This window comes from Stenotrophomonas sp. STEN054, assembly GCF_056854535.1.
This window is the reverse complement of record NZ_JBXFWG010000008.1, coordinates 88,061-114,054: the sequence shown is the minus strand read 5'-3', so window position 1 is coordinate 114,054 and position 25,994 is coordinate 88,061. Positions and strand designations below refer to the sequence as shown.

Genomic DNA, 25,994 nt, shown 5'->3' with positions numbered 1-25,994 from the left:
AAAAAAAAAAGGGGGGGGGGGGGGGGGGGGGGGGGGGGGGGGGGGGGGGGGCGGGGGGCGCGGCGGCCACCCTAATCCCCCGCCGGGGGCGCGGGGGCCGGCGCGCCCCCCCCCCCCCCCGGGCCGGCGGCGGCGGTGCCGCCCCCCCGCGACGATGGGCGTGTTACTTGCGTTCCAGCACCAGCAGCGGATCGATGCGGGTGTCGAACCAGTTCATGCCCCAGTGCAGGTGCGGGCCGGTGGCACGGCCGGTAGCGCCGACGGCGGCGATTACCTGGCCCTGGGTCACCCGGTCGCCGACCTTCACGTCGATGCGCGACAGGTGCAGGAAGTTCGAGCTGACGCCGTAACCGTGGTCGATCAGCAGGGTGCCGCCGGTCAGGTACAGGTCCGGGCCGGCGAAAGTCACCACGCCGGCGGCCGGGGCCTTCACCGGCGTGCCGGTGGGCACGGCGATGTCCATGCCGGAGTGTCCGGCGCCGGGCTGGCCGTTGTACACGCGCGCATTGCCGAAGCGGCCGCTGATGCGGCCCTGCACCGGCCAGATGAAGGTCTGGGTGAAATCAGTGCGGTCGTCATCGCGGGCGCGCGCGGCGGTTACCTGCGCCTGTTCGCGCTTGATCCGTTCGGCAATCGCCGGCGGCGGGTTGACCGTCTTCGGCGGCACGCCGTTGACGCGCTCGGTCGGCCAGTCGCGCGCGGTCACGTTGATGGTGGCGGTCTCGCTGCCCCCATCAGGGCGCAGCACCTGCACCTGCAGCGGACCCTTCTCGTCGCGGCCGATGCCGAACACCACGCTGCCGTAGCTGCTCACCCGCAGCTGGCGGCCGGCGTACTGCACGCGGCTGCCGGCGGGTACCTTGCCGATCACCAGCGCGCCCTGCGACGCGCTGGCCGGGAACACCACGCGGCTGTCGATCAGGCTGCCGATGCCATCCTGAGCCTGCGCCACCGGTGCGGTGAACAGGGGCGCGGCCAGCAGCAGCGCCCCGATCATCAGTGCCGGACGCATCAGCGGTCGTAGGTCATGCGCTGGCCGGCGGGTTCGCCCACCAGCTTGCTGCCGTCCCACACCAGCTGGCCGTTGACCCAGGTCGAGGCCACGCGCGAGCGGAAGAGGGTGCCTTCGAACGGCGACCAGCCGCACTTGGACAGCACGTCCTCGCGCTTGACGGTGAACGGCACGTCTTCCACCAGCACCAGGTCGGCGAAATAGCCTTCGCGCAGGAAGCCGCGCTCTTCCACGTCGAACAGCTGCGCCGGGGCGTGGGCGAACTTCTGCACCACCTGCTCGCGGGTCAGCTTGCCTTCGTGCACGCGCTCCAGCGCGGCCACCAGCGCGTACTGCACCAGCGGCAGGCCGGACGGTGCCTGCGCGTAGGGCTTCTGCTTCTCTTCCCAGGTATGCGGGGCATGGTCGGTGGCCAGCACGTCCAGCACGTCATCGGCCAGCGCGGCGGTGATCGCCTCGCGGTCGGAGACTTCCTTGATGGCCGGGTTGCACTTGATCAGGTTGCCCTTGGTTGCGTAATCCGGGCGCGCGAAGTGCAGGAAGTGCACGCAGGTTTCGGCGGTGATCTGCTTGCGGCTGCCGTCGGCGCGGATCAGCGGGCCCTTCTCGAACAGCGCCAGCTCGTCGGCGGTGGAGATGTGCAGCACGTGCAGGCGGGTGCCGTGCTTGCGCGCCAGCGACATCGCCAGGCGGGTCGACTTGATGCAGGCCTCGCGCGAGCGGATGTCCGGATGCATGTCCGGGGTCAGCGCGTCGCCGTACTTTTCCTGGAAGGCCTTGAGGTTGGCATCGATCATCGGTGTGTCTTCGCAGTGCGTGATGATCGGGGTCGGGCATTCGCGGAAGATCGCGTCCAGCGTCTCCGGGTCGTCCACCAGCATGTTGCCGGTTGAGGCGCCCATGAACACCTTCACGCCCGGTGCCTTCTTCGGGTCCAGCGCGCGGATCGCTTCCAGGTTGTCGTTGCTGGCGCCGTGGTAGAAGCCGTAGTTGGCCCAGGCGCGGCCGCGTGCCAGCTCGTACTTGGCTTCCAGGATGGTCGAATCCAGGGTCGGCGGGTTGGTGTTGGGCATGTCCATGAAGCTGGTCAGGCCACCGGCCACCGCGGCCGCCGATTCGCTGGCGATGTCGCCCTTGTGGGTCAGACCCGGTTCGCGGAAGTGCACCTGGTCATCGATCATGCCGGGCAGCAGCCAGCGCCCGGCCGCGTCCACCACCTGCTCGCCGTCGCGCGGGGCCAGGCCGCTGCCGATCTGCGCGATGCGGCCGTTCTCGATGCGCAGGTCGCCGTCGAAGGTGCGGCCTTCGTTGACCATGCGGGCGTTGGTGATGAGGGTGGAGGACATGTCAGTGTTTTCCTGTGCAACGGCAAGAGGGGGCGTTGGGGGATTCGGGCACCGGGTCGAAGCCGCCGGGATGGAACGGGTGGCAGCGGCCAAGGCGGCGCGCGGCCAGCCAGCTGCCACGCAGCGGACCGTGCATCGAGATGGCGTCCATGGCGTATTCAGAACAGCTCGGCACGAAACGGCAGCGCGGCCCCAGGAGGGGGCTGATGAAGCGCTTGTAGAAGCGCAGCAGGGCAATGAGCAGGCGCGAGATCACCCAGTCATCTTATGCCAGTTGGCATGAAGGCCACATTTGTGCAGGATGGGGTGTTGGTCGCATGTCGCCCATGGCCTGCGACCGGTACCGGCACCGTGGGGTGCCGGCCAGGTTCCGTACCGCGCGAGGCGGTCCATGTTCGTCGGACCGACACTTTGGGCCGCTGGCTCCAGGACTGAATGGAGCAGGCCCCCAAGGTTGCTGCTGCGGGTCGGGTAGGCTATAAAGGCCCGCTTTCCCGGGCCCCGGGGAATCCAAGGAAGAGCGTTTCGTGGCTGCTAAAAAAACTGCAAAGAAGGCCGTCGAGGCCGCCAAGAAAACCGCCAAGCCTGTTGTGAAGAAGTTGGCGGCCAAGCCTGTTGCCAAGAAGCCGGCCAGCAAGACGGCCACCAAGGCAGCATCCTCGCAACCGGCGGCCAGGAAGGCCACCGCAACGAAATCGCCGGCCAAGGCCAGCAAGCCAGCGGCGAAGAAGGCCGCTGCGCCGGCCAAGGCCAAGCCCGCGGCAGCCAGCAAGAAGGCGCCGCTGGTGAAGAAGGCAGCCAGCAAGGCGGCACCGGCCAAGAAGGCCGTCGCCAAGCCCGCGCCGAAGTCGGTGGCCAAGAAGGCCGCGGCCAGACCGGTCGCCAAGCCGGCGGCGAAGAAGGCTGCACCGGCTAAACCCGTCGCCACGTCTGCCGCTGTAAAGAAAGCCACCAAGAATGTCGCCAAGCCGGCTGCCAAGCCGGCCCCGGCCCCGGTAGTGAAAACCGCACCGAAGCCCGCCGCCAAGGCAGCTCCGGCCAAGTCTGTCCCGGCCAAGACCGCGGCAGTGGCAGCAGCCAAACCGGCCCCCAAGCCGGCCCCGGCCGCCACCCCTGCAGCATCGACCGCCCCGCAATCCAAGAATCCCGTGCCCGTTTCGAAATCGCCTGCCAAGACCGCCGTGAAAACCGCCGTGAAACCTGATCCCGCTCCGAAGACCGTGTCGCGCCCCGTGGGCAAGGTCGCCGTGGCTGTGACCGCCCGTTCGGCGGCGCCGGCCCCGCGCAGCAAGTACAAGGTCGTCGAATACAAGACCGACGAGGCCACCGGCCGCCCGATCCTGCCGACCGGCTACAAGCCCAGCTCGGAAGAGGAGTACATGAGCCCGCTGCAGCAGGAATACTTCCGCCAGCGCCTGCAGAACTGGCGCGCCGACCTGGTGGAAGAATCCAAGCAGACCATCGAGAACCTGCGCGAGGAAGTGCGTGACATCGGCGACGAAGCCGAGCGCGCGACCCGCGAGACCGAGAACTCGCTGGAACTTCGTACCCGCGACCGTTACCGCAAGCTGATCGGCAAGATCGACAGCACCCTGAAGCGCCTGGAAGCCGGCGACTACGGTTACTGCGTCGACACCGGCGAAGAAATCGGCTTGGAGCGCCTCGAAGCGCGCCTGACCGCCGAGCGCACCATCGACGCCCAGGAGCGTTGGGAGCACCTGCAGAAGCAGCAGGGCGACTGATTCCAGAGCGTTGTCTGGTCATGCGAAAAACCCGGCCTCGGCCGGGTTTTTTGTTGGTCGAGCCATGCTCGGCTGGCCGTTTGTAGAGCCGAGCCCATGCTCGGCTGGCTGTTTGTAGAGCCGAGCCCATGCTCGGCTGGCTGTTTGTAGAGCCGAGCCCATGCTCGGCTGGCCGTTCAAGAAACGCAGTCGAGCAAGCTCGACTCTACTGCAGATCGCGCAGGTTCAACTTCCGCAGCGTCGGGTTCTTCCACGCCGTGATCCCGGCCACGCTCAGCACCGCGAACCCGCCCAGCACCACCGCCGGCACCAGGCCCAGCAGCTTGGCCATCGTGCCCGCATAGAACGCGCCCAGCTCGTTGGACGAGCTGATGAAGATGCCGTTGATGGACGACACCCGCCCGCGCATCTCCTCCGGCGTGGCCAGCTGCAGTATGGTCGAACGCACCACCACCGAGACGCCGTCGAAGGCCCCGTAGAACAGCAGGATCAACGCCGACAGCCAAAAATGCCGGGACAGGCCGAAGCTGACCACGCACAGGCCGAAACCGGCCACGGCGAACAGCAGCACGCGGCCGGCGTTCTTCTGCAGCGGGTGGCGGGCCAGCCACAGGCCGACCGCGATCGAGCCCAGCGCCGGTGCCGCGCGCAGGATGCCCAGGCCCTCGGGGCCGTAGTGCAGGATCTCCTGCAGGAAGGCCGGCAGCATCGCCACCACACCGCCCAGCAGGACCGAGAACATGTCCAGCGCCATCGCGCCGACCATGATGCGGTTGCCGACCACGAAGCGGGCGCCCTCGGCGATGCTCTTGAAGATCGGTGCGGCCGGGCCGTCGTGCACCGGCTCGCTCACCTTCAGCGTGGCCAGGCAGCCCATCGCCACCACGGCGAAGGCGGTGGCCACGCCGTAGGACAGGCCCTTGCCGCCCCAGCCGACCAGGATGCCGCCCAGCGCCGGGCCGACCACCATGCCCGACTGGAACACCACGCTGCCCAGGCCGGCGCCGCGGGCGAACTGGCTGCGTTCGAGCACGCGGGCAAACAGGGCGTTGTAGATGGGCGACAGAAACGCACGGACCATGCCGGTCAGCGCGATGGCGGCATAGATCGGCCACACGCCCTGGAACGGCAGCCAGCCGGTGGCGACGCCGGTCAGCACCACCGCGGTGGCGACCAGGCCCGCGCAGGCGACCATGCCCAGCCGGCGGCGCGGCAGGTGATCGACCAGGTAGCCGGCAAACGGCGCCACGCAGAAGAACGGCAGCACTTCGGCCAGGCCGACCAGGCCCAGCGAGAACGGATTGCGGGTGACTTCGTAGATGTGCCAGCCGACGGTGACGGCCACCACCTGATAGGACAGCATCGCGAAGATGCGATAGGCCAGCAGCTTGGCAAACCCCGGCCGGCCCAGCAGGGCCAGCGCGCCTTCGTCTGCGGTGGCGGCGGCGGTCACGACTGTTCGCGCTGCAGCTGGGCCTGCGCGGTCTCGCGGATGAAGGCCAGCATCGCCGCCACGCCGTTGCTGCGGGTGGGCGACAGGTGGCGGGCCAGGCCGATGTCCTGGATGTAGCTCGGTTCGGTGTCCAGGATTTCCTGCGCCGAGCGCCCGGAATACACGCGCAGGGCCAGGAAGATCAGGCCGGAGACGATGGCCGAATCACTGATGGCGTGGAAGCGCAGCGACTGCGCGTTGCCCTCGGGCACGATCCAGACCATCGACTGGCAGCCGAGCAGGCGGTGTTCTTCGGTCTTCCACGCATCGGAGAAGGCCGGCAGCTTGCGGCCGAGGTCGATCAGGTACTGGTAGCGCTCGGACCAGTCGCTGAAGAAGGCGAATTCCTCGGCGATGGCGGCCTGGGCTTCGGCGGCGGTGGGTTCAAGTGGGAACGGGGAGTCGGTCACAACGGTCTCTGCAGTGGGGGCGTGGCCGGACGCGCCGGCACGGGGCAGGGCGGGTCAGGCGCGCTTGCGCGCCCAGCGCACGCCCTGCGGGGTGTCTTCCAGCACGATGCCCTCGGCGGCCAGCTGGTCGCGGATGGCGTCGGAGCGGGCGAAATCGCGGGCCTGCTTGGCGGCGGCACGCTCGTCGATCAGCGCCTGGATGCGCGCATCGTCGTCGCCTTCGCTGGCCGCGGTGCCGAACCACTGCGCCGGGTCGACCTGCAGCAGGCCCAGGGCCAGGCCCGCGCCGAGCAGTTCACCCTTCAGGCGCGCGCGTTCGGCCGGGGCGGTGGCGCGGCGCGCCTCACCGGCGATGCGGGCCACTTCGGCCAGCGCCTGCGGGGTGTTCAGGTCGTCGTCCAGGGTCGCCTCGACGGCCGCCGGGATCGCCGCCGTGGCGGTGACGTCTGCCAGGTCGCGCAGGGTGCCGTACAGGCGGTCCAGGGTGCGCGCGGACTGTTCGATGAGCGCATCGGACCAGTCCAGCGGCTGCCGGTAGTGGGCCGACAGCAGGGCCAGACGCAGCGCCTCGGGCGGGTGCTGGCGGACCAGGTCGTGCACGCGTTCGATATTGCCCAGCGACTTGCTCATCTTGGCGCCGCCGAAGTTGAGCATGCCGTTGTGCATCCAGAAGCGGGCGAAGATCCGGCCCCCATGGGCACATTCGCTCTGCGCGATCTCGTTCTCGTGGTGCGGGAACTGCAGGTCCACGCCACCGGCATGGATGTCGATGGTCTCGCCCAGATGGGCGGCGGCCATCGCCGAGCATTCGATGTGCCAGCCCGGGCGGCCCCGGCCCCACGGCGATTCCCAGCCGGGCAGGTCGTCGCTGGACGGCTTCCACAGCACGAAATCGCCGGCATCGCGCTTGTACGGGGCCACCTCGACGCGGGCACCGGCCAGCATTTCCTCCGGATCGCGGCGCGACAGCTTGCCATAGCCGTCGAAGCTGGCCACCGCGAACAGCACGTGGCCCTCGGCGGCGTAGGCATGCCCGTTGGCGATGAGCTGCTCGATCATGGTGATGATCTGCGGCATGTGCGCGGTCACCTCCGGCTCGATGTCCGGCGGCACCACGCCCAGCGCGGCCATGTCTTCACGGTAGGCGGCGGCGAACCTGTCGGTGATGGTGCTGATCGGCACGCCCTGCTCACGCGCGGCGCTGTTGATCTTGTCGTCCACGTCGGTGATGTTGCGCGCGTAGCGCAGGCCACCAAAACGGCGCCGCAGCAGGTCGGCCAGCACCCCGAACACCACCGGGCCACGGGCGTTGCCGATGTGCACGTAGTTGTAGACCGTCGGGCCGCACACATACAGGGTCGGACAGGCCGGGTCGATCGGGGTGAACGGTTCGAGCTGGCGAGTCAGGTTGTTGTGCAGGCGCAGGGTCATGGGGCTGTGGCTGGGGGACAAGCCTGTGATTTTAGAACGTGTCGGGCCCCAATGGGGGGATGGCCGACGGCCGGCGGGCGGGGCAGGGGGGCCGCCGAGGGGTGGGCAGGAACTGCGCGGACGGGTAATGTTCAGCCCCTGCCGGTCGTCACTGCCTACACTATCGCCGTGCCCTTTCTTCCATCGCCAATGAAATCCACCGCGTTGCTGACCCTGGCCTGCCTGTCGGCGGCGCCGGTCGTGGTCCAGGCCCAGGAGGCCGAACCCCGCAACCGCGTGGTGATCGTGGAGAACGTGAAGTTCGACTACGCCCAGGTCCTGAACGTCGAGCCGGTGTTCCAGACCCTGCGCGCGACCCGGACCGAGGAGCACTGCGAGCCGATTTCGACCCGCACTCTGGCCCCGGTTAACGTAACCGGCGAGGAGCCGGTGGAAGACAAGGGCCGGATCGGCCGCTTCTGGGACTCGGTGCGCTCGATGTTCAAGCGCAGCGACGAGGAGGCCGCCCAGGAGGTTGCCGCCGAGAATCCGACCCCGGCCCCGGCCAACAACGGCCCCATGCTGACCCGTGACTGCAAGATCGTGCCGGTCGGGCGTGAGTTCCGCCGGCCCATCGCCTATGACGTGGATTACGTCTACAAGGGCACCAAGTACCGCTCGCGGCTGCCGGAAGACCCCGGCAACCGGCTGAAGGTCCGGGTGTCGATCACCCCCTGGGTGGGCCCCGAGCAGGCTGCGGCCAGCACCCCCTGACCTGCGCCGGGCCTGTTCTGCCGGCCGCGTGGGGTCTTGCGCCGACCCCGCCCCCATGCAAAGATAATCGACCATGAAGCTCACCGACTTCCAGCACGACAGCAGCGCCGCCCGCCAGGCCACTGGCATGACGTCGCGTGCCCGTCGACCGGAACCCCACATCCTCGCTGGGTAACCGGAGCTTTCTGCTGTTCGTCCGATGAAAACCCAGCCTCCCGGCTGGGTTTTTTCGTTTCCGCGCTTCAAAAATGCATGTTCCGGAAGCTTCATCTGGAACTTTTTCGTCCCACCCTGTTTCCCTGTTCTCCCTTCCACCGCGTCGAACCACCGGCGCCGCCACGCAAGGAAAGATGATGTCCCCCAAGCACTTCCTGAACACCCAGGACTGGAGCCGCAGCGATCTTGACGCGCTGCTGACCCAGGCCGCGCTGTTCAAGCGCAACAAGCTCGGCGACCAGCTCAAGGGCAAGTCGATCGCGCTGGTGTTCTTCAACCCGTCCATGCGCACCCGCACCAGCTTCGAACTGGGCGCGTTCCAGCTCGGCGCCCACGCGGTGGTGCTGCAGCCGGGCAAGGATGCATGGCCGATCGAATTCAACCTCGGCACGGTGATGGACGGCGACACGGAAGAGCACATCGCGGAAGTGGCCAAGGTGCTGGGCCGGTACTGCGACATCATCGCCGTGCGTGCGTTCCCCAAGTTCCAGGACTGGGCCTACGACCGCCAGGACATCGTCCTCAACAGCTTCGCCAGGTATTCGCCGGTGCCGGTCATCAACATGGAGACCATCACTCACCCGTGCCAGGAACTGGCCCACGTGATGGCGCTGCAGGAACACTTCGGCACCCAGGACCTGCGCGGCAAGAAGTACGTGCTGACCTGGACCTACCACCCCAAGCCGCTGAACACCGCCGTGGCCAACTCGGCGCTGACCATCGCCACCCGCATGGGCATGGACGTGACCCTGCTGTGCCCGACCGCCGACTACATCCTCGATGAGCGCTACATGGGCTGGGCCGAGCAGAACGTCGCCGAGAGCGGCGGTTCGCTGAAGATCAGCCATGACATCGACAGCGCCTACGCCGGTGCCGACGTGGTCTACGCCAAGAGCTGGGGCGCGCTGCCGTTCTTCGGCAACTGGGAGCCGGAAAAGCCGATCCGCGACGAGTTCAAGCACTTCATCGTCGACGAACGCAAGATGGCGCTGACCAACAACGGTGTGTTCAGTCACTGCCTGCCGCTGCGCCGCAACGTCAAAGCCACCGACGGCGTGATGGATTCGCCGCAGTGCATCGCCATCAACGAAGCCGAGAACCGACTGCACGTGCAGAAGGCGATCATGGCGGCGGTTGCCGGGCGCTAGATAAAACAAAGGGTGGAGCCGACCGTTGGTCGGCTGCTCCCGCAGCGGTGCAGCCAACATTCCAGCCGACCAACGGTCGGCTCTACCGAATTCCCATCCCCCCAAGTGGACCTGATTCCCATGAGCAACAAAGACGTCGTTCTCGCCTTCTCCGGCGGCCTGGATACCAGCTTCTGCGTGCCCTACCTGCAGGAGCGCGGCTACAGCGTGCACACCGTGTTCGCCGATACCGGCGGCGTGGATGATGAAGAGCGCGATTTCATCGAGAAGCGCGCCGCTGAGCTGGGCGTGGCCAGCCACCAGACCGTCAACGGCGGCCCGGCCATCTGGGAAGGCTTCGTCAAGCCGTTCGTATGGGCCGGCGAAGGCTACCAGGGCCAGTACCCGCTGCTGGTTTCCGACCGCTACCTGATCGTCGATGCCGCGCTGAAGCGTGCCGCCGAACTGGGCACCAACATCATCGCCCACGGCTGCACCGGCATGGGCAACGACCAGGTCCGCTTCGACCTGGCCGTGAAAGCCCTGGGTGACTACCAGATCATCGCGCCGATCCGCGAGATCCAGAAGGAACACACCCAGACCCGCGCCTACGAGCAGAAGTACCTGGAAGAGCGCGGCTTCGGCGTGCGCGCCAAGCAGCAGGCCTACACCATCAACGAGAACCTGCTGGGCCTGACCATGTCCGGCGGCGAGATCGACCGTTGGGAAGCCCCGGGCGAGGGTGCCCGCGGCTGGTGCGCACCGCGCAGCGAGTGGCCGGAACAGGCCCTGACCGTGACCCTGAAGTTCGTCGAAGGCGAAGCCGTCGAACTGGACGGCAAGGCGCTGCCGGGCGACCAGATCCTGGCCAAGCTCAACAAGCTGTTCGCCCCGTACGGCGTCGGCCGTGGCGTCTACACCGGTGACACCGTGATCGGCCTGAAGGGCCGCATCGTGTTCGAGGCCCCGGGCCTGGTCTCGCTGCTGGCCGCGCACCGCGCGCTGGAAGATGCCGTGCTGACCAAGCAGCAGAACCGCTTCAAGCCGGAGGTGGCACGCAAGTGGGTGGAGCTGGTGTACGAAGGCTTCTACCACGACCCGCTGAAGACCGACATCGAGGCCTTCCTGAAGTCCTCGCAGGCCAAGGTCAACGGTGAAGTGGTGCTGGAAACCCGTGGTGGCCGCGTCGACGCGGTGGCCGTGAAGTCGCCGCACCTGCTCAACACCAAGGGCGCCACCTACGCCCAGTCGGCCGACTGGGGCGTGGAAGAGGCCGAAGGCTTCATCAAGCTGTTCGGCATGAGCTCGACGCTTTACGCGCAAGTCAACCGCGGTTGACCCACCTGCGCCGCTGGCGCGCCCCCTCGAACACCAAGGGGGCTCTCCAGCAGGCGCATTCCGGTAGCGCCGGGCCATGCCCGGCGGAATTCCACAGGATTGTTGATTCATGCTTGAACAGACGCTCGATCACCTGCAGGCCCTGGTGTCCTTCGACACCCGCAACCCGCCGCGTGCGATCACCACCGGTGGCATCTTCGATTACCTGCGCGCGAACCTGCCCGGCTTCAACGTCGAGGTGATCGACCACGGTGCTGGTGCGGTCAGCCTGTACGCCGTGCGCGGTACGCCGAAGTACCTGTTCAACGTGCACCTGGACACCGTGCCGGACTCGCCGCACTGGAGTGCCGACCCGCACGTGATGCGCCGCCTGGACGACCGCGTGGTCGGCCTCGGCGTGTGTGACATCAAGGGCGCGGCCGCTGCGCTGGTGGCCGCGGCCAATGCCAGCGATGGCGACGCCGCGTTCCTGTTCTCCAGCGACGAGGAAGCCAACGACCCACGCTGCATCGCCGCGTTCCTGGCCCGTGGCCTGCCGTACGAAGCGGTGCTGGTGGCCGAGCCGACCATGAGCGAGGCCGTGCTGGCCCACCGTGGCATCAGCTCGGTGCTGATGCAGTTTGCCGGCCGTGCCGGCCATGCCTCGGGCAAGCAGGATGCGGCCGCAAGTGCTTTGCACCAGGCCATGCGCTGGGGCAACCGCGCGCTGGACCATGTGGAATCACTGGCCTCGGCGCGCTTCGGCGGCCTCACCGGCCTGCGCTTCAACATCGGTCGCGTCGAGGGTGGCATCAAGGCGAACATGATCGCCCCGGCCGCTGAAGTGCGTTTCGGCTTCCGCCCGCTGCCGTCGATGGACATCGATGCGCTGCTGGCCACCTTCGCCGGTTTCGCCGAACCGGACGCCGCACTGTTCACCGAAACTTTCCGTGGCCCCAGCCTGCCTGCCGGTGACATCGCCGAAGCCGAAAACCGCCGCCTGCTGGCGCGCGACGTGGCCGATGCGCTGGAGCTGCCGATCGGCAACGCCGTGGATTTCTGGACCGAAGCCTCGCTGTTCTCGGCCGGTGGCTACACCACGATGGTGTTCGGCCCGGGCGACATCGCCCAGGCGCACACCGCCGATGAGTTCGTGACGCTGGATCAGCTGCAGCGCTACACCGACGCCGTGCATCGCATCATCGCCGCCGGCGCCTGATACCTACCTTCTGACGAAACCGAAATGTCTCCTGCCCTCCAGCCCCACCGCCAGACCCGCCAGACCATCGTGCGCCTGCTTTCCAGCATGGCCAGCGCGAAGGAGATCAGCCAGTACCTCAAGCGTTTCTCGCAGCTGGACGCCAAGCGCTTCGCCGTGGTCAAGGTCGGCGGCGCGGTGCTGCGCGACGATCTTGAAGCACTGACCTCCTCTCTGTCGTTCCTGCAGGAAGTCGGCCTGACCCCGATCGTGCTGCACGGTGCCGGCCCGCAGCTGGATGCCGAACTGTCGGCCGCCGGCATCGAGAAGCAGACCGTCAACGGCCTGCGGGTGACCTCGCCGGAAGCGCTGGCGATCGTGCGCCGCGTGTTCCAGCAGTCCAATCTGCGCCTGGTCGAGGCCCTGCAGCAGAATGGTGCGCGCGCCACCTCCATCACCGGCGGCGTGTTCGAAGCCGAATACCTGGACGTGGACACCTACGGCCTGGTCGGTGAAGTGAAGCGGGTCAACCTGGCCCCGATCGAGGCCAGCCTGCGCGCCGGTTCGATCCCGGTCATCACCAGCCTGGGCGAGACCGCCGGCGGCCAGATCCTCAACGTCAACGCCGATTTCGCCGCCAACGAGCTGGTGCAGGAACTGCAGCCGTACAAGATCATCTTCCTCACCGGCACCGGCGGCCTGCTGGACGAGTCGGGCAGCGTGATCGATTCGATCAACCTGTCCACCGAATACGACCACCTGATCGCGCAGCCGTGGATCCACGGCGGCATGAAGGTGAAGATCGAGCAGATCAAGGACCTGCTGGACCGCCTGCCGCTGGAATCGTCGGTGTCGATCACCCGCCCGGCCGACCTGGCCAAGGAACTGTTCACCCACAAGGGCTCGGGCACGCTGGTGCGCAAGGGCGAGAAAGTGCTGCGCGCCACCGGCTGGGACGAACTGGACCTGCCGCGCCTGAAGGGCCTGATCGAATCCAGCTTCGGCCGCACCCTGGTGCCGGATTACTTCGAGAAGACCAGGCTGCTGCGCGCCTATGTCAGCGAGAACTACCGCACTGCGGTCATCCTCACCGACGAAGCCGAAGGCGTGTACCTGGACAAGTTCGCCGTGCTCGATGACGCGCAGGGCGAGGGCCTGGGCCGTGCGGTCTGGAACGTGATGCTGGAAGAAACCCCGCAGCTGTTCTGGCGCTCGCGCAACGGCAACCCGATCAACCACTTCTACTACGCCGAGTCCGATGGCTGCTACAAGCAGAACACCTGGAAGGTGTTCTGGTTCGGCGCCGATGGCATCGACCGCATCAAGACCTACGTCGACCACTGCGCCGCGCGCCCGCCGAGCCTGAAGGACTGAGCGCGATGAACCACGCCGATGCCTGGTCCACCGTACCCACCCTGCGCGGCCAGCACGTGATGCTGGAGCCGCTGCAGGTTGAGCATGTGCCCGGCCTGGCCGCGGCGCTGCAAGGCAGCGGCCTGGACCAGCTCTGGTACACCCAGGTGCCGTCGCCGGAGCGGGCAGGGCACTACGTGCAGGCCGCGCTGGACGTGCAGGCCGAAGGCAAGGTGCTGCCGTTCGTGATCCGTGATGCGGCCGGCGCGATCGTCGGCAGCACGCGGTTCTATGCGCTGGAGCCGGGCGTGCCGCGGCTCAGCCTTGGCTACACCTGGTACGCCCCGCGCGTGCAGCGCACCGGGGTCAACACCGAGGCCAAGCTGCTGTTGCTGCAGCACGCCTTCGAGACCCTGGGCTGCATCAGCGTGGTGCTGGAAACCAGCTGGTTCAACAACACCTCGCGCGCCGCCATCGCCCGCTTGGGCGCGAAGCAGGACGGCGTGCTGCGCAACTACACCCGGCATGCCGACGGCACGCCGCGCGACACCGTCATCTTTTCCATCATCGACGCGGAATGGCAGGGCGTGAAGCGCCACCTGCAGCACCGCCTGGACCATCACGCATGAACGATTCGACTTTCACCCTGGGCATTGTCGGTGCCCGCGGCCACACCGGCGCCGAGCTGATCAAGCTGGTCGCCACGCACCCGCGCCTGCAGCTCGCCTTCGTGTCCTCGCGCGAGCTGGCTGGCAAGCCCCTGGCCGACCATCACCCCGAATACAAGGGTGAGCTGCACTACGAAAACCTGGACGCCGATGCCGTGGCTGCCAAGGGCGTGGACGCGGTGATCCTGGCCCTGCCCAATGGGCTGGCCGCACCGTTCGTGGCCGCCATCCAGGCTGCCAGGCCGGAGACCGTGATCGTCGATCTGTCGGCTGATTACCGCTTCGACGGCCAGTGGTACTACGGCCTGCCGGAACTGACCCGCGGCCGCTACCAGGGCCAGAAGCACATCAGCAACCCGGGCTGCTACGCAACGGCGATGCAGCTGGCGATCCACCCGCTGCTGGACCTGCTGGCCGGTCCGCCACAGTGCTTCGGTGTCTCCGGTTACTCCGGTGCCGGCACCTCGCCCTCGGACAAGAACAATCCGGAGCTGCTGGCCGACAACCTGATGCCGTATTCGCTGACCAACCACATGCACGAGCGCGAAGTCTCCGCGCAGCTGGGCGTGCCGGTCGAGTTCATGCCGCACGTGGCCCCGCACTTCCGTGGCATCACCCTCACCGCCAACCTGTGGCTCAACCGCGCACAGACCCGCGAGCAGATCGTCGAGCGCTTCCAGCAGGCCTACGCCGCAGAAGCACTCGTGGAGATCATGGACGAAGCGCCGTGGGTCAGCCACATCGCCGGCCGCCATGGCGCGCAGGTCGGTGGCTTCACCTTGGCCCCGGGCAACAAGCGGGTGGTGGTGGTGGCGACCCTGGACAACCTGCTCAAGGGCGCGGCCACCCAGGCCATGCAGAACCTCAACCTCGCGCTGGGCATCGACGAACTGACGTCGATCCCGCACTGACACCGCTTAGTTACCGCCTTCCCGGAGCCCCCCATGGCAGACCTTCTTTGGCAGAAGCCCGGCGTCGCCGTCGACGCCCAGATCCAGACCTTCCTCGCCGGCGATGACGTGATCCTCGATCGCGAATTCTTCCTGCACGACATCGCCGCCAGCGCCGCGCACGCGCAGAGCCTGCAGCACATCGGCATCCTCAGCGCCGACGAGCTGGAAGGCCTGCTGCGCGAACTGGAGGTGCTGGCGCAGGACTTCCGCGCGGGCAGTTTCGTGCTTGATACGCAATACGAGGATGGCCACTCGGCCATCGAAGCCCGCCTGACCGAGCGCCTGGGCGATGCCGGCCGCAAGATCCACACCGGCCGCAGCCGCAACGACCAGATCCTGGTCGCCACCCGTCTGTGGCTGAAGGAAAAGCTGCAGCGCGTGGCCCAGCTCAGCGCCGAAGTGGCCAAGGTCGCGCTGGACCGCGCGCAGGCCGAGAAGGACCTGCCGATTCCCGGCTACACCCACATCCAGCGCGCCGTGGTCTCTTCGGCGGGCATGTGGTGGGCCGGCTGGGCCGAGGCCTTCATCGACAACGCCGTGCGCGCGCGTGATACCCATGCGCTGGTCGACGCCAATCCGCTGGGCACCGCCGCCGGTTACGGCGTGAACCTGCCGCTGGACCGCGAACACACCACCGCTGTGCTGGGCTTTGCGCGCATGCAGATCTCGCCGATCTACGCGCAGCTGTCGCGCGGCAAGTTCGAGCTGGCCGCACTGGAAGCGCTGGGTGGCGCGACCCTGGATCTGCGCCGCATCGCCTGGGATCTTTCGCTGTTCACCAGCGCCGAGTTCGGTTTCGTCGCGCTGCCGGCGCAGTACACCACCGGCAGTTCGATCATGCCGAACAAGCGCAACCCGGACGTCATCGAACTGATGCGCGCCACCCACGCCAGCGTGGCTGCGGCACGCACCGAGATCGAGCAGCTGCTGTCGCTGCCGTCGGGTTACCACCGCGACCTGCAATCTTCGAAGGGCGCCATCTTCCACGGCTTCGGCCGCGGCCTGGCCGCGCTGGAGCTGCTGCCGGCGCTGCTGGCCAACCTGGAATGGCGCGACGACAGGCTGCGCGCGGCGATCGATTCGGGCATGTACGCCACCGACGTGGCGGTGGAAGCGGCCGTGGCCGGCGTACCGTTCCGCGAGGCCTACAAGGCCGCGGCCGCCGGTGCCGACAGTGCAGGGCAGGGCCGCACGCCGGAAGGCAGCCTGGCCGCGCGCGTGTCGCCCGGTTCGGCCGCCGACCTGCGCCTGGATGAGCTGCGTACGCGCTGGCAGGCGCTGGGTTGATGGCGGGCACCGTCTACCTGGTGCTGGCCATGCGCCGGCCCGACTTCAACGCCGCCGCCGTGCAGCCGCACCTGGATTTCCTCGAGGCGCTGCGCGAGCGCGGCCAGCTGCAGCTGACCGGTGGCTTCAGCGATGGCACCGGCGGCGCCTACCTGCTGCGCAACGTGGGCAGCCTTGCCGAAGCCCAGGCCATCGTCGCCACTGATCCGCTGGTGACGATGCAGGCCTCGCACCTGACCGTGCACGAATGGAACACCCGCTGAGACGCACCTGATGACCCTGCACGCCACCCACGTCGCCTCGCCGTTCCCCGAACAAGCGCTGCCGCCGTGGCGGCGTGCCGTGCTCAAGGTCGGCAGCAGCCTGCTGGCCGCCGATGGCGGTGGCCTGTCGCCGCGCCATGCGCTGGGCCTGGCCCAGTTCGTCTCGGCCAATGTGCTGGCCGGTCGCGAGGTGGTCATCGTCTCGTCCGGCGCAGTCGCCGCCGGCCGCGCCATCCTGCCGCGTGCCGATGAGCCGGGTGCGGCGATGGCCGCGCGGCAGGCGCTGGCCGCGCTCGGCCAGGCACAGCTGATCGGGCTCTGGCAGCGCTTCTTCGAACGCCCGGTTGCCCAGGTACTGTTGACCCACGACGACCTGCGCAACCGTCGCCGCTACCTCAATGCACGCGCCACGCTGACCGAGCTGCTGCGCCTGGGCGCGTTGCCGGTGGTCAACGAGAACGACACCGTGTCGGTGGACGAACTCAAGCTGGGCGACAACGATAATCTCGCCGCCACCGTGGCCGCGCTGGTCGATGCCGATGCGCTGTTCATCGCCACCGACATCGACGGCCTGTACAGCGCCGACCCGCGCACCGTCGCCGACGCGCGGCCGCTGCACGACGTGCCGGAGCTGGATGAGGCGGTGTTGGCGATGGCAGGCGGTGCCGGTTCGCGCGCCGGGACCGGCGGCATGCGCACCAAGCTGGAAGCCGCGGCCAAGGCTGGCCGGCTCGGCATCGAAACCTATCTGTTCAACGGCCGCAGCGGCGACGTGGTGCGTGCGTTGGCGCAGGATCGCCTGTTCGGCACGCGCATCCACGCCGCGCGCAGCCGCGAGGCCGCACGCAAACACTGGCTGCGTCACGCACCGCTGGCCGAGGGCGCGATCGTGGTCGATGCCGGTGCAGCGCAGGCGATGCGCGAGAAGGGCGCCTCGCTGCTGCCCGGCGGCATCACCGGTGCCGACGGCGATTTCCGCCGCGGCGACATGGTGCAGGTGTGCTGGCAGGCCCCGCAGGGTCGCCTCTGCGTCGCCCGCGGCGTCAGCCAGTACGCCGCCGATGACGTGCGCCGCATCGCCGGCCGCCATTCCCGCGACATCCAGGCCGTGCTCGGTTACAACTACGGCGGTACCGTCGTCCATCGCGACGACCTGGTGCTGCCATGACCGGACTGCAGGACACCCATATGAGTGAGATCGAAGCGCAGGCACGTGCCTGCCGTGACGCGGCCCAGGTGGTCGCCGGCCTGGACAGCGCCGCACGCGGCAGGCTGCTGCAGGCCATGGCCCAGGCCCTGGAAATGAACGCCGGGTCGATCCTGGCCGGCAATGCCCGTGACCTCGTCGCTGCACGCGAGAAGGGCGTCGGCAGTGCGATGCTCGACCGCCTGGCACTGGATCCGGCGCGCCTGTTCGCGATGGCCGAGGCCGTGCGCGACGTGGCCGCGCTGCCGGATCCGGTGGGGCAGGTGACCCGCGACGACGTGCGCCCCAACGGCATCCGCGTACAGAAGGTACGCGTGCCGCTGGGCGTGATCGCGATGATCTACGAAGCGCGCCCGAACGTGACCGCCGAAGCCGCCGCGCTGTGCCTGAAGGCCGGCAACGGCGTGATCCTGCGCGGTGGTTCGGAGGCGATCCATTCCAACACCGCCATCGCCCAGGCACTGGCCGCGGCAATGCAGGCCAACGGCGTGCCACCGGCCGCGGTGACCGTGCTGACCGACCTGCGCCGCGAGGCCATGCTGGAGCTGCTGCAGCTGCACGAGCTGATCGACCTGGCCATTCCGCGTGGCGGCGAAGGGCTGATCCGTTTCGTGGCCGAGCACGCGCGCGTGCCGGTCATCAAGCACTACAAGGGCGTCTGCCACCTGTTCGTCGATGCCAGCGCCGGCCTGGACAAGGCCGTTGCCCTGCTTGTGGATGGCAAATGCAGCCGCCCGGCGGCCTGCAATTCGCTGGAGACGCTGCTGGTGCACCGCGACGTTGCCGAGGCGTTCCTGCCGCGCGCGGCGCAGGCACTGGGCGAACGTGGCGTGCAGCTGCGTGCCGACGAACGCGCGCAGCCGCTGCTGCCGGGCAGCACGGCCGCCACCGATGAGGACTACGCGGCCGAATTCCTCGACCTGGTGCTGGCGGTGCGCGTGGTCGACGATCTCGACGCCGCCATCGCGCATATCCGCACCTACACCTCCGACCACACCGAAGTGATCGCTACCGAAGACGCAGCCAATGCCGAGCGCTTCGTCAACGCACTGCGCTCGGCAGTGGTGATGGTCAATGCGTCCTCGCGCTTCTCCGATGGCGGCCAGCTGGGCCTGGGCAGCGAGATCGGCATTTCCACCACGCGGCTGCATGCGTATGGGCCGATGGGACTGGAAGCGCTGACGGTCGAACGTTTCGTGGTGCGCGGCGAAGGGCAGACCCGGTAGGGAGTGGCTTGCAGGGCTTGCAGCCCTGCACCTGCTTTGAATCAGCGTCAACGTCAACGGCAGAAGCTGACTATCCGTGGGATGGCGGGGGGGGTCCGGTTGAGGGGGACGCCGTAAACCCATCCATGGGGGCTTGGTCGCCGCATGCTCGTGTGCGCTGTCCTGCGCACACAGCAAGACCGGGGTTGGGCGTCCTGCCCAACCCGCCCGAGGCATGCCTCGGGCCCATGCGGCTCACACCCCCTCAACCGGACCCACCCCGCCTTCGACAGTTGGCCGCGATCTGCCGAAGCACGGGGTCGGATCCGGTTGCTGCGCAACGGGCTCTGGCCCCAATGTGGAGTTTCGATATCTGAGAGATTTCATCCACGCATGGCGTGGATCTACTGGAACGGCGTCCGGCCTTGGTAGGTGTCGACCGTTGGTCGGCATTGGTGAATTCATTCGATATCTGACAGATGTGCCGACCAACGGTCGGCACCCACCAACAGCAGCGCGGGATCGACACAGTAGAGCCACGCCATGCGTGGATGAATTCATTCGGTATCTGACAGATGTGCCGACCAACGGTCGGCACCTACCAACAGCGGCGTGAACCTGTCGAAGACGGGGCACTGTGGGTTTGCGGGGTGTGAGCCGCATGGGCCCGAGGCATGCCTCGGGCGGGTTGGGCAGGACGCCCAACCCCGGTCTTGCCGTGTGCGCAGGACAGCGCACACGAGCAAGCGGCGACCAAGCCCCCATGGATGGGTTTACGGCGTCCCCGCAAAACCACAGTGCCCCGCCATCCCACGGAATGCAGGCATTTGACGTTGACGTTGACGTTGATTCTGCAGGTGCAGGGCTGCAAGCCCTGCCGAAACAACACCCATCCCTTACAGCAGCGGCTGCCGCGTCATCCCCACCGGCCGCGCGTTGTCGTCCATGTGCAGCGTCACCGCCTTCGCATTCATCAGCTGCTCGGCCAGTGCATCTGTCGCACCCAGTGCATGGGCGATGTCCGCGCGGCTGGAATCCTCTCGCGGCGCGCGCCTTTCCTTGCCGCCAAACCGGTAGCGGTTGTACTCCGCCCAGGCGATCAGCAGCAGCGAACAGCAGACCAGGATGACCGGCAGCGCGATCATCACGAACGGGTCCACGTGCTGCTTGCGCTGGTACAGCTGCACGTAGGCCAGGTGCCCGCCCAGCAGCCAGGACACCAGGGTCACCAGCGGTGCCCACAGGTAGAAGTAGAAACCCCAGAACGCCAGGGTCACGAAGCCCCAGGCCGTGCGCTGCAGGCGCGGCTGCTGGCGCGACTTCTGGATCAATCGCGAATCAAAGCGGTTGGACGACTTTTTCCCGGTCGTGTCACGTACGGCGTTCATCGGATCCCCCGGTCAGGGCTGACCCAGGTGGCACGCTTGCCGCGGCGCTTGGACAGCGTCTTCGGCAGCGCCACCAGGGTGGTGAACAGGCTGATCAACCAGTACGCCATCGGGTACCAGATGACCCAGAAGTAGTTGCGTCCAATGTGGGTTTCGTAACGACGGTCGATGATCAGGCTGCTGGCGAACTGCAGCAGGCAGACCAGGGCCAGGATCACGCCGTGCCATTGCGGCAGCAGCGTCTCGATGTGCAGCGGGGCCGGCAGCGGCATGAACTTGCCCAGCGCCCACAGCACCACGATCAGCAGCATCGTGTACGCCCAGAACACGCTGAGGATGTACTCCAACAGCACACCCCACATGCGTCGCTTGCGCCAGCTGAACAACGACGAGCCGTGCCGCAGCAGCACTTCCACGCCACCCTGCGCCCAGCGCAGGCGCTGCCGCCAGAGACCCTTCAGCGTTTCCGGCATCAGGATGAAGCACAGCGCGTTGGGTTCGTAGCGGATGTCCCAGTGGTCCAGCTGCAGTCGCCAGCTGATGTCGATGTCCTCGGTCACCATGTCGTCGGCCCAGTAGCCGATGCGGTGCAGGGCCGTGCGGCGAAACGCGGCGATCACCCCGGACACAGTGAAGATGCGCCCGTACACGCGCTGCGCGCGCTTGATCATGCCGATGATCGACGAGAACTCGGCCACCTGCAGGCGGCCGAGCAGGGTGGAGCGGTTGCGGATGCGCGGGTTGCCGGTCACCGCGCCCACGCGCGGGCCGCTGGTCAGGTGCCAGACCATCCAGTGCATGGCGAACTCTTCCAGCATCGCGTCGCCGTCGATGCACACCAGGTACTCCGAGCGCGAGGCGAGGGCACCCATGCGCAGCGCATTGGCCTTGCCCAGGTTGCGATCCAGGTGCACCACGCGCAGGCGCGGGTGCAGGGCGGCCAGGGCGTCCAGGCGGGCACCGGTGTCGTCGCTGCTGCCATCGTTGATGGCGATCACTTCGAAATCCGGATAGCGCTGCGCCAGTGCCGCGCCGATGGTGTCGTCCAGGTTGTCCGATTCGTTGTGGCAGGGGATCAACAGCGTGGCGAACGGGTAGCTGTCCATCGGCGGCGGATCGTTGCGCGGTCGCGACTTCCGCTCGCGGCGGAAGAAATAGTACAGGCCGCCTGACATCCAGAAGAACGCCATCACCATCGGGTAGAAGAAGGCGAACTGGAACAGGGCATACAGCCAGGGGCTCATGTCCATGTCACTTCTCCGGATACGGGAAGTTGCGCGCGGACATCGCGGCGCGCGTGTCCGTGGTCGACGGCTTGTCGGCAATGAAATCGTCCGGGTACCACGCGAAATGGCGCACGCCCTGTGCCTGCAGCCGGCGGACCTGCGCGCGCAGGCGCTGGCCGCTGATCGGCGTCTGCGTGCGCCAGTCCACGGTCTGCAGCTCGAACATCGTGTGCTTGAGGTCCGGATCGTGCGCGCGCACCGCCCTGACCAGCCGGTCCAGCCAGCGCTCGGGGTGCTTGCTGCCTTCCATCCACGGCATCGCCATCAGCGCGGTGCGGTCATAGGCCAGGTTGAACAAATCCAGGCGCTGGGCGAACCAGCTGGCGCTCTGTGGCTCCAGCACCGGTTGCGCGTACAGGTTGCGCACGGTGCCCAGCTTCGGCCGCCAGCGCTGGGCGGTGTCGCGTAGTTCCAGGGTGAAGTCGATCAGCGCCTGGGTGCGCCCGCCATCGGCGCCTTCCTGCGGCAGCTGGGCCAGTTCGGTGTCGCGTACGTAGGCATCGTCATGGAACAGCAGGCCTTCGAAGTACGAATTGATCGCCAGGTCTTCGTAGATGTCCTTGATGATCTGCCGCGCCTGCGCCTTGGTAAAATCCAGCCGGTACATGCCGTCGCGTTCCGGGCTGGCGATGCCCAGCGCGGTGCGCTGCGCCGCATCCGGCAGCTCATAGCCGAGCACCGGCAGCCAGGCATAGACCTTCACCCCAGCACGGGTCTTCAGCTGCCAGGCCACGCGGTTGAACAGGTCCGCGCGCATCGGCATGTGACGGTTGGGGAAGTACAGCGCGTCGGCCGTGTTGTTGCCATCGGGATCGGCGAAGGCCTGCAGGTAGACGTGGGTCGGGCCCACCTTCTTGACGCGGTCGATCAACTTGTCGAGGTTGCGTGCCAGCTGTGCCGGGTCCGGGTCGTAGACCGCATCCAGGTCGATCTGCAGCGCACGCGTGCCGTCCAGGCTGACGTTGCGGCGCAGTTCGAAGGCCAGCGAGCTGACGTTCGGGTTGTTGGTCACCAGCAGGCGGGCCAGACCGTGCAGATCGGACGTGACCGGCGTGCTGCGGCCTTCCAGGTCGAACGACACCGGCATGCCCAGTTGTTCGGCAATGTCGTTGCTCAGCTTGTTGTAGGCCGCATACGGCCACACGATCGCCTTCGGGGTGACGCCCAGTTCCTTCTGGATGCGCTTGACACTCAGCGCGAGATCGTCGCGCAGGCGCTTTTCGTATTGCTGCGCGGTCTCATAGTGCCGGGTCTGCGGATCGTAGATCCGGGTGATCACCGCCGGGGTCTGGTTGCCCTGCGGGTTGGACTGCACGCCGTGGTGCTGGTTGTCGGTATGGCTGGCCAGTTCGATCAGGCCGCTGGCCTGCATCTCCCGCAGCTGGTCCCAGGTCAGGAAGTCATCGTGGCCGAACGGGCGGTAGCCGTAGTCGATGGTGCGGCCCGGGGCCATGTCGACGTAGTCGGTGATCACCGCCACCAGCGCCGGGTAGTTGTAGGCACGCAGCAGCGGGTAGACGCGGCTGTAGACGCTGCGCAGGCCATCGTCGAAGGTCAGCAGCACCGGCCGAGGCGGCAGCTGGGCTTCGCCGCGCGAGGCCTTGATCAGCTGCGACAGCGAGATCGGGTGGTAGCCGTGCGCGCTGAGCCAGTCCAGGTGCGCAGCGAAGTTCTGCGTGCTGACCGCGTACGCATCGGCATCGCCTTTCTCACGCACATCGTCGCGGATGTCGTGGTAGCTCAGCACCAGCAGGCCGTTGTCGGCCGAATCCAGGTCGCGCTCCTGGGCAGGGGCCGGCAGGGCCAGCAGCACCAGCCCCAGCAGAAGCACGGTCATCAGGTATCGAAGCATCCGTTCCATCTCACTCTCCCCAGCGCAGCGCGGCATCGAAGCCGATGTGACGTTCACGTTGGCCATCGTAGACCGGCCGCGACCAGCTCACGCCGTATTCGAAGATCCTGCCCTGGCCGAACTGCCACTCGTGGCGGTAGGCCACCGTGGGAATGAGCGAGCTGCCGAATCCTTCCTGCCAGTAATCGCCCAGCGACATCGTCAAGCGGTGGCGGAAGTGGCGTTCGTAGTGGCGCCACAGCTGCTGGTCGATGCGCAGGCCGATCTCCACCGAGCGGTCACGCGAAGGGTTGAAGTAGGGCACGTCGTCACGCGAGCCGCGGCTGGTGTAGAGGCTGCCGAGGCCATCAATGATCACGCGCGGGCGGGTCAGGAGGCGCTGTTCGATCGCGGTGTTGAGGGTGTCGCGGCGGTTGCCGTCGTCGTAGCGGAACTGGCTGCCGCCCAGGCTCCAGTGGGTGAGCTCGTTGCGGGTGTAGTCGACGGCCACTGCCACGCTGTCGGCGGTGATGCCAGACACGCGCGCCTGCATCGAAGCTTCCGGGTCGTTGCGTGCGGCGGTCACGCCGGCGTGCCACTGGTCGTTGAACTGCCAGCCGAAGCCACCGCGCAGGCCGGTGTCGCCGATGCTGTCGTTGGGCCGCACCACGGCGGCCTCGGCATCGACGCGGCCGAAGCGGTAGCGCGCACCGGCACCGATCCACAGCGGATTGATCTTCTGGTCCTGGAAGGTCACCGAGCGCCGGTCGGCGAAGGCGAACAGGCGCCAGCGGTCATCGAGGATGGGCGAGGCCACTTCGGTGCCGTAATGCAGGTCGTCGTTGCCCAGCGGTGAGCTGCCGCCGCCGCCGGAACTGCGGCCACCTTCCACGGTGGCCTGCAGCTGCCAGCCGCGATGGGCACGCCAGTCGCGGTCCATCCGCTGGACCGAGGGCTGGTTGGGGTAGCGCTCGAGCAGATCGTCATGCAGCGGCCGCGCGAGGTCGTCGCGCTGCAGCTGCACGTAGGATTCGTACATGCCGATCCGCGGCGAGACATCGCGCGGGTCGAGGGTGTAGGCCATCTGGTGACGTTCGAGCGCCCGCCGCGGCCAGCCGCGCATCTGATAGACGCTGCCCAGCGCGGTCTGCAGCCCGCCATTGCCCGGCCCGACGTCGACCAGGGCTTCCAGCTCGCGCTGCGCGGTGGACAGGTCGCCGCTGTAGGCGCGGATCATCGACAGGTTGAGGTCGGCCTCATAGCGCGCCCAGTTGGCGTACGGGCTCTTGCCGCCGCCCCAGCGCCACTCCGGCTCGTCCTTCTGCCACGTCTCCAGGTAGCCGATGGCCGTCTCGGCCTGCTCGGTCTCGAGGTAGGCGTAGGCCAGTTCGGAACGCGACTGGAAACGCGACGGATCGTTCTTCACTGCCGCTTGCAGCAGCGGAATGGCCTCGTCCGGGTGCTGGGTGGCCATCATCGAATCGCCGACCGCAGGCAGCACGTAGTCGGGCAGGGCATGGCCCTCCTGCTGCAGGGCGCGCGCTTCATCGCGCACCTGGGCATGGCGGGACAGGCGGTTGAGCAGGATCAGGCGGTCCATGCGGATGCGCAGCGGCGCCTGCGCCAGCGGTGTGCCGTCGCGCAGTACGTACTGCTCCATTTCCGCCAGCGAGGCTTCGGCTTCGTCCAGGCGGCTGTCTTCGCTCTGGCCGTAGGCCAGGCTCCAGTTCACCCGCTTGGCGATGTAGTTCGCCTCCAGGCGCGCCGTCTGGTCGGCATCGAACAGCTCAGGCCGCGCCTGGTACAGGCGCCAGGCGCGGTCGGCATTGCCGATGTCGCCCAGGGTCAGGACCTGCAGCTTGTACAGCAGCGGGTCGTTGGGCTCATGCAGCTGCGAGCGCTCGATCGCGGCCAGCGCATCGACCCAGCGGGCCTGGTCACGGTAGTGGCCGATCTCGGCCATCCGGTCAGCGCGGCTGATACTGGCCGGCAGCGAAGCAGCATGGGCCCCGAACGCCAAGGCGGCGCAGGCCAGGCCGACGCAGAGCGCCAGCGGACGGTGGACAATCATGAAACCCCCTTAGCATCCCTACTTCAACGATGCGATGAAAGTGTGACGCACATCACATGCCAGCTGTGCCTGGCCGTCTCCCGCGGTGGCCAGAGCCTGCCTTTACAGCTAAGACGCAATAGTCCTGCCAGACCGGTCAAGCTCATCGCAACTCCCTGACAACCAACCACTTTTTCAGGTCTTTCAGCGGCGCCCAAGGCGTCCGCCGGGCGCCGCCCTGACCCGGAGTCTGGAGCCGCCCGGAACGGCAGCCCCTCCGCGTCATGATTGGACACCCTACGTCAGCAGATGCCGAAGCGATGTGTAGAAGCATCGTGAGAGAGACGTGTGCATCCCTTCAGATTCGAGATCCGACCACGTTCATCCACCCACACCGCCGCGCCCAGCAAACAGAAACCCAGAGCCGTTGTTGCCGTTGCCGTTGACCTTGGCAGGTGC

At 67.5% G+C, this 25,994-nt stretch carries 22 protein-coding genes; 12 read left to right on the top strand and 10 right to left on the bottom strand.

Annotation, left to right across the window (positions count from 1 at the left end; genetic code table 11):
• Window positions 1–163: 163 nt before the first annotated feature.
• From AC1VXD_RS05125 to yidD, 3 genes are read right to left on the bottom strand one after another with little or no spacing between them, the layout of a single operon-like run.
• A complete protein-coding gene (locus tag AC1VXD_RS05125; protein WP_482991136.1) occupies window positions 164–1,012 on the bottom strand; it encodes a M23 family metallopeptidase in 849 nt (282 codons plus the stop codon).
• Entirely contained in the window at window positions 1,012–2,358 is a 1,347-nt protein-coding gene (locus tag AC1VXD_RS05120; RefSeq protein ID WP_482991135.1) for a dihydroorotase, read from the bottom strand. Before AC1VXD_RS05120 ends, AC1VXD_RS05125 begins: the two co-directional genes overlap by 1 nt.
• Before the next feature lies 1 nt (window position 2,359).
• A complete protein-coding gene (gene yidD / locus AC1VXD_RS05115; RefSeq protein ID WP_108747043.1) occupies window positions 2,360–2,614 on the bottom strand; it encodes a membrane protein insertion efficiency factor YidD in 255 nt (84 codons plus the stop codon).
• Window positions 2,615–2,885: 271 nt separating this feature from the next.
• Between yidD and dksA the strand changes: the two genes are divergently transcribed.
• Complete coding sequence (gene dksA, locus AC1VXD_RS05110; RefSeq protein WP_482991134.1) at window positions 2,886–4,100, top strand: RNA polymerase-binding protein DksA; 1,215 nt, start codon at window positions 2,886–2,888, stop codon at window positions 4,098–4,100.
• A 205-nt stretch (window positions 4,101–4,305) separates the two neighbouring features.
• On the opposite strand, the gene AC1VXD_RS05105 is transcribed toward dksA, so the two are convergent.
• Genes AC1VXD_RS05105 through cysS form a run of 3 tightly spaced genes read right to left on the bottom strand, consistent with a single transcriptional unit; the run spans window position 4,306 to window position 7,433 of the window.
• Complete coding sequence (locus AC1VXD_RS05105) at window positions 4,306–5,553, bottom strand: MFS transporter (RefSeq protein ID WP_482991133.1); 1,248 nt, start codon at window positions 5,551–5,553, stop codon at window positions 4,306–4,308.
• On the bottom strand, window positions 5,550–6,002 hold the full coding sequence (locus tag AC1VXD_RS05100) for a SufE family protein (RefSeq protein WP_482991132.1): 453 nt from the start codon (window positions 6,000–6,002) through the stop codon (window positions 5,550–5,552). The genes AC1VXD_RS05105 and AC1VXD_RS05100 overlap by 4 nt, the downstream gene beginning before the upstream one ends.
• A gap of 54 nt (window positions 6,003–6,056) precedes the next feature.
• Window positions 6,057–7,433 (bottom strand): cysteine--tRNA ligase, encoded by a 1,377-nt coding sequence (gene cysS, locus AC1VXD_RS05095; RefSeq protein WP_482991131.1) that lies wholly within the window; start codon window positions 7,431–7,433, stop codon window positions 6,057–6,059.
• A gap of 189 nt (window positions 7,434–7,622) precedes the next feature.
• On the opposite strand from cysS, the gene AC1VXD_RS05090 reads away from it, so the two are divergent.
• The 11 genes from AC1VXD_RS05090 to AC1VXD_RS05040 all read left to right on the top strand — a co-directional run bounded on the left by AC1VXD_RS05090 (window position 7,623) and on the right by AC1VXD_RS05040 (window position 19,001).
• Window positions 7,623–8,186, top strand: a complete 564-nt coding sequence (locus AC1VXD_RS05090) for a hypothetical protein (protein WP_313204794.1) — start codon at window positions 7,623–7,625, stop codon at window positions 8,184–8,186.
• 353 nt (window positions 8,187–8,539) lie between these two features.
• Window positions 8,540–9,550, top strand: coding sequence for an N-acetylornithine carbamoyltransferase (locus tag AC1VXD_RS05085; protein WP_482991130.1), 1,011 nt, complete (start codon window positions 8,540–8,542; stop codon window positions 9,548–9,550).
• Window positions 9,551–9,670: 120 nt separating this feature from the next.
• On the top strand, window positions 9,671–10,867 hold the full coding sequence (locus AC1VXD_RS05080) for an argininosuccinate synthase (RefSeq protein WP_482991129.1): 1,197 nt from the start codon (window positions 9,671–9,673) through the stop codon (window positions 10,865–10,867).
• A gap of 109 nt (window positions 10,868–10,976) precedes the next feature.
• Window positions 10,977–12,065, top strand: a complete 1,089-nt coding sequence (locus tag AC1VXD_RS05075) for an acetylornithine deacetylase (RefSeq protein WP_200753575.1) — start codon at window positions 10,977–10,979, stop codon at window positions 12,063–12,065.
• Between the two features lie 24 nt (window positions 12,066–12,089).
• On the top strand, window positions 12,090–13,418 hold the full coding sequence (locus AC1VXD_RS05070) for an acetylglutamate kinase (protein ID WP_367382731.1): 1,329 nt from the start codon (window positions 12,090–12,092) through the stop codon (window positions 13,416–13,418).
• A gap of 5 nt (window positions 13,419–13,423) precedes the next feature.
• Window positions 13,424–14,026, top strand: a complete 603-nt coding sequence (locus AC1VXD_RS05065) for a GNAT family N-acetyltransferase (RefSeq protein ID WP_482991128.1) — start codon at window positions 13,424–13,426, stop codon at window positions 14,024–14,026.
• Window positions 14,023–14,976 carry an N-acetyl-gamma-glutamyl-phosphate reductase gene (argC, locus tag AC1VXD_RS05060; protein ID WP_482991127.1) on the top strand — a complete coding sequence of 318 codons (954 nt, stop codon included), beginning with the start codon at window positions 14,023–14,025 and terminating at the stop codon, window positions 14,974–14,976. Before AC1VXD_RS05065 ends, argC begins: the two co-directional genes overlap by 4 nt.
• A gap of 33 nt (window positions 14,977–15,009) precedes the next feature.
• Window positions 15,010–16,305, top strand: a complete 1,296-nt coding sequence (gene argH, locus AC1VXD_RS05055; protein ID WP_482991126.1) for an argininosuccinate lyase — start codon at window positions 15,010–15,012, stop codon at window positions 16,303–16,305.
• Complete coding sequence (locus tag AC1VXD_RS05050; protein WP_482991125.1) at window positions 16,305–16,568, top strand: YciI family protein; 264 nt, start codon at window positions 16,305–16,307, stop codon at window positions 16,566–16,568. Before argH ends, AC1VXD_RS05050 begins: the two co-directional genes overlap by 1 nt.
• 10 nt (window positions 16,569–16,578) lie before the next feature.
• Window positions 16,579–17,736 (top strand): glutamate 5-kinase, encoded by a 1,158-nt coding sequence (gene proB, locus AC1VXD_RS05045; protein WP_482991124.1) that lies wholly within the window; start codon window positions 16,579–16,581, stop codon window positions 17,734–17,736.
• The gene (locus tag AC1VXD_RS05040) at window positions 17,733–19,001 is read left to right on the top strand and encodes a glutamate-5-semialdehyde dehydrogenase (protein WP_482991123.1); all 1,269 of its coding nucleotides are present in this window, start codon (window positions 17,733–17,735) and stop codon (window positions 18,999–19,001) included. The genes proB and AC1VXD_RS05040 overlap by 4 nt, the downstream gene beginning before the upstream one ends.
• A gap of 875 nt (window positions 19,002–19,876) precedes the next feature.
• Here AC1VXD_RS05040 and pgaD read toward each other — a convergent pair.
• The 4 genes from pgaD to pgaA are packed head-to-tail and all read right to left on the bottom strand — an operon-like array spanning window position 19,877 to window position 25,556.
• Window positions 19,877–20,368 (bottom strand): poly-beta-1,6-N-acetyl-D-glucosamine biosynthesis protein PgaD, encoded by a 492-nt coding sequence (gene pgaD / locus AC1VXD_RS05035; protein WP_482991122.1) that lies wholly within the window; start codon window positions 20,366–20,368, stop codon window positions 19,877–19,879.
• Window positions 20,365–21,618: a poly-beta-1,6-N-acetyl-D-glucosamine synthase gene (pgaC, locus tag AC1VXD_RS05030; protein ID WP_482991121.1), complete on the bottom strand. Its 1,254-nt coding sequence runs from the start codon at window positions 21,616–21,618 to the stop codon at window positions 20,365–20,367. Before pgaC ends, pgaD begins: the two co-directional genes overlap by 4 nt.
• 1 nt (window position 21,619) lies before the next feature.
• Window positions 21,620–23,506 (bottom strand): poly-beta-1,6-N-acetyl-D-glucosamine N-deacetylase PgaB, encoded by a 1,887-nt coding sequence (gene pgaB, locus AC1VXD_RS05025; protein ID WP_482991143.1) that lies wholly within the window; start codon window positions 23,504–23,506, stop codon window positions 21,620–21,622.
• 10 nt (window positions 23,507–23,516) lie between these two features.
• On the bottom strand, window positions 23,517–25,556 hold the full coding sequence (pgaA, locus tag AC1VXD_RS05020; protein WP_482991120.1) for a poly-beta-1,6 N-acetyl-D-glucosamine export porin PgaA: 2,040 nt from the start codon (window positions 25,554–25,556) through the stop codon (window positions 23,517–23,519).
• Window positions 25,557–25,994: the final 438 nt, after the last annotated feature.